This window comes from Mesorhizobium sp. M7A.F.Ca.US.006.04.2.1, assembly GCF_004022915.1.
In the GTDB taxonomy this organism is placed as follows: domain Bacteria; phylum Pseudomonadota; class Alphaproteobacteria; order Rhizobiales; family Rhizobiaceae; genus Mesorhizobium; species Mesorhizobium ciceri.
Map to the genome: position 1 here is coordinate 1 of NZ_RZQA01000571.1, position 4,226 is coordinate 4,226.

Genomic DNA, 4,226 nt, shown 5'->3' on the forward strand with positions numbered 1-4,226 from the left:
TGGTTCGACTGGAGCAACAGGTTCGACTGGCGCAACCGGCTCGACCGGCGCCACAGGTGCAACCGGTGATACCGGAGCAACTGGCTCGACCGGATCGACAGGTTCGACCGGCTCTACTGGGGCAACAGGTTCGACCGGATCGACCGGAGCAACCGGCTCGACCGGCGCCACAGGAGCAACCGGTGATACTGGAGCAACAGGCTCTACTGGGGCAACAGGTTCGACCGGATCGACCGGAGCAACCGGCGCCACAGGTGCAACCGGTGATACCGGAGCAACTGGCTCGACCGGATCGACAGGTTCGACCGGCTCTACAGGTTCGACCGGTTCGACTGGAGCAACAGGCTCTACAGGTTCGACTGGCTCAACCGGAGCCACCGGTTCGACAGGTCCGACAGGTGCGACTGGCTCGGGCGGCGGGACCGGTGACCGCGACCATGGCAACAACGGTGGCGGCAACGATCCTGATGGAAGCGACAGCAGCAACCCAGGCAAGGGGCATGGCAATGACGGGTCCGACAACGATGGTTCGCCAGGTAACGGCAACCACGCCAAGGTCTCGGCCGATACGATCGGACTCAAGGACTCCAAGCAGTTCTTGCAATCGGGCCCGGCCGCCAGCAGCGACACCGATAGCCAAGCCTCGTTCCGGCAGCTCGTTGGCCTGGCTGGGGGTTCGGTGACGAGCGATCTCTTGAACGTTCTCAATACGATCAAGGGCCTTAGTCCGAACCAGAACAAGACATCCGGTGCAACGTCCGACTTGACTTCTGACAAGGGCAAGCAAGGCGCCGGATACACTAACACCGACGACACGCTGAAGAAGGCAATGAAGGATATTCTGAAACCTAATGACTGAGTCCAGGTTGAAGAAAGAACGCGCGGCCCTTGCGGGAACGCAAGTGCCGCGCGTTCACCATTTCCAGGCGGGCAAAGGGCCCGTGCGGCTGGCCTATTTGGAATATAGTGCGTTTTGTCAGCAGTCCCGGCTGGGCCGGCTTGCCCGGAGCATCCTTGAACCCTCGCTTGTGGGCCGGAGGGGAAGTGCATGGTGAGCATACCTCTGAACGCCGATGCACGGCCAACCTCGATCCGCGTGGACGCGGAGGCGACGGGCAAGGTTGGCAGCCAGAGCGAGGCGGGGAGGGCACCCCGCGGACCCGCCGAGTTCGACCGGATTGCCCCGCGCCTCAAGGCGGTGCTACGGGTCGCCCGCTACCATGGCGTCGAACTCGACCCGAACGAGTTCAAGGTGGCGAGCGCAAGCCCGGTTCCAAACGCGACCGATCTCTCGCAATGGGCCCAGAACGGCGGCATGTGGTCGCGTGCGCTCCGCATCCGCTGGTCGCATCTTCTGCGCTTCGAGCACACGGGACCGGTCGTCCTGCTGTTCAATGACGGTGGCGCAGGTCTCCTCACCGGGGCCAGTCCAGAGCGGAATGTCGTCTTCCTCAAAAGTGCGGATGCGCCCGAGGATGCCGAAGCCATCGCCATCGACGAGTTGCGGCTGTCGCAGGTGTGGGCGGGTGAGGCCGTGCTGTTGCGTCCAGCGCGATCCTATATCGCGGCCGATGCGCCTTTCACCCTCGGTTGGTTGATCGACCTGGTACGGTTCGAAAGCCGTTCTATGCGTGACATCGGTATCGCCTCGTTCACGCTCAGCCTCCTTACCGTTCTGCCGCCTCTCATGGTCATGACACTGGTCAACAAGGTGCTGCAGTTCAACAGCGTTTCAACCCTCGTGCTCCTGTCGGCCACAATTGCCGTCCTGTTCGTTTACGAGACGCTCCTCGGTCACGCCCGACGGCTGATCATCAACGTCGTCGGCGCCCGCCTGGATACCAAACTGAACTTGCATGTTTTCAGCAGGCTCCTGCGTCTGCCGCTTGATTATTTCGAGCGTCATCCGGCCGGCGAGACGATGTACCATCTCGCGCAGATCTATCGCATCCGCGAATTCCTCACCGGAAAACTCCTCAGCACGTTCCTGGATCTGATCACGCTCTGCGTGCTGATCCCGGTGATGTTCTATATCAACGCCACGCTGGGCTGGATGGTGCTTGCCTGCGCGGGCGTGATTATGTTGATCATCTTCGCCTTTCTCGCGCCGTTGCGCCGCCGCTACCAGCAAGTGGTCGATGCCGAGACCTGGAAGGCGGCGGCGCTCGGCGAAACCGTCGTCGGCATCAAGACGGTGAAGGCGCTCGGTCTCGAACCGCAACGCAGGGCGCTTTGGGACGAGCGGGTGGCGGAAGCGGGCAGGGCGCGCCTTGCCTTCGGGCAGCTTGCCAACTGGCCGCAGACGCTTGTCACGCCAATCGAGCGTGCGATGGTCCTCGGCACCATGCTGATCGGAGCTTATCTCGCGATGAGCGACACGTCTGGCTACATGGTCGGCAGCTTGTTCGCATTCATGATGATCGCCCAACGCGTCGCACAGCCTCTCGTCGGTCTTGCTCGACTGGTCGAGGACTTCGAGGAGGTAGGGGCGGCAATCAGCGAGGCAGGATCCGTCCTCAACCGGCCCCTGGAAAGCAGTTCGAATTCCACAGGTCTGAGACCGAAGCTCGTTGGCGAGATCAGTTTCCGTGATCTGACCTTCACCTACATCGGCACCAACACGCCAGCGCTTGACCGGGTCAACTTCGACATTCCAGCAGGGACGATGTTCGGCATCGTCGGGCGCAGCGGTTCGGGGAAATCGACAATTGCGCGGCTTCTGCAGGGGATCAATCGCGATTACAGCGGTTTTCTCAAGCTGGATGGCGTCGACCTCAAGGAAATCAACCTGCGTCACCTTCGCCAGGGGCTCGGCGTGGTCCTCCAGGACAATTTCCTTTTCCGCGGGTCGATTCGAGACAACATCATCGCCGGGCGCCCCGGCCTGACCCTTTCCGACGCCATGCGAGCCGCTCACCTTGCCGGCGCCGAAGAATTCATCGAACGCATGCCCAACGGCTATGACACCTATATTGAGGAAGGTTCGCCCAACCTGTCGGGTGGTCAAAAGCAGCGGCTGGCGATTGCGCGCGCGCTCATCCACGATCCGACTGTCATGATCCTTGACGAGGCGACCAGCGCGCTTGATCCGGAGAGCGAGGCGGTGGTCAGCGCCAATCTCATGCGCATCGCCAGGGGCCGCACGATGATTATTGTTTCGCACCGGCTTTCCTCGCTGACCGAATGCGACCAGATCCTGGTCATGGATCAGGGCCAGGTCCTCGATGTCGCGCCGCATGCGACCCTGCTCGAACGATGCGCGCTCTACCGCCAGCTTTGGATGCAGCAGAACCGGCATCTTGACAATCGCCAAGCTCGTCTGGCCGCTGTGCCGCCGAGACTTGTGTGAGCATCGGCTTCGGGGCGCCCATGAGCAGCATCACCCATTCCAGTCTTCCCGTCCGGCGCCGGACAGAGCCGAGCGATCCGACGATGCCCGTCATCCTGGAATTCCAATGGCCGTCGACGGCCATCGCCAATGCGCCCGTCCCACGAATGGCGCGCGGCATGGTCTGGATCATCTCAAGCATGGTCGTTGCCCTGATAACACTCTCAGGGCTCATACCGGTCGATCAGGTCGTCTCCACCAGAGGGCTCGTGGTGTCGCAATCGCCGAATATTCTGGTGCAGCCGCTCGAGACGGCGATCGTCCGCTCGATCGAGGTGCGCGAAGGACAGCGCGTGCGAGCTGGTCAAACGCTTGCACGCCTCGACGCGACCTTCGCCTCCGCTGACCTTGCTGCGCTGACGACACAGGTCTCGACACTTGAAGCCGAAGTGGCCCGTTTGAAAGCGGAAGCCGACGGAAAGCCCTTCAGCTATGACGGTCTGGACCCGAGTTGGACCCTGCAGGCATCAATCTTCGATCGTCGAAAAGCCGTCTACGACGCCAAGCTGTCGAGTTTTGACCGGCAGAGCGATGAACTCAGTTCCGTGATCTCGCGTTCCCAGTCCGATGCTGACGGCTACCGCCAGCGACTGGCCGTCGCGGCTTCGATCGAACGGATGCGCAAGCAACTGGAAGCAAGACAGGTGGGCAGCCGCCTCAATACGCTTCTGGCCGAGGACAACTGGGCAGAGATGTCCCGGGCGCTCGGCAACGCCGAGCAGACATCGGAAGCTGCCAAGCGACAACAGGCGACGGTGGCCGCCGACCGCGATGGCTACATCCAGAGCTGGCGCGCGGAAGTCTCGCAAGGCCTGTCGGAGGCGGGCTCGCGTATGTC

The 4,226-nt window shown here is 62.1% G+C and carries 2 protein-coding genes and 1 pseudogene; all 3 read left to right on the forward strand.

What is annotated here, in order from left to right; genetic code table 11:
- A pseudogene (locus tag EN925_RS25440) lies at nucleotides 1-859 on the forward strand (hypothetical protein); the annotation flags it as partial.
- Between the two features lie 189 nt (nucleotides 860-1,048).
- Nucleotides 1,049-3,349, forward strand: a complete 2,301-nt coding sequence (locus tag EN925_RS25445) for a peptidase domain-containing ABC transporter (RefSeq protein ID WP_128337018.1) — start codon at nucleotides 1,049-1,051, stop codon at nucleotides 3,347-3,349.
- A 20-nt stretch (nucleotides 3,350-3,369) separates the two neighbouring features.
- On the forward strand, nucleotides 3,370-4,226 hold an 857-nt coding region (locus EN925_RS25450; protein ID WP_128337019.1), incomplete at its 3' end, for an HlyD family type I secretion periplasmic adaptor subunit.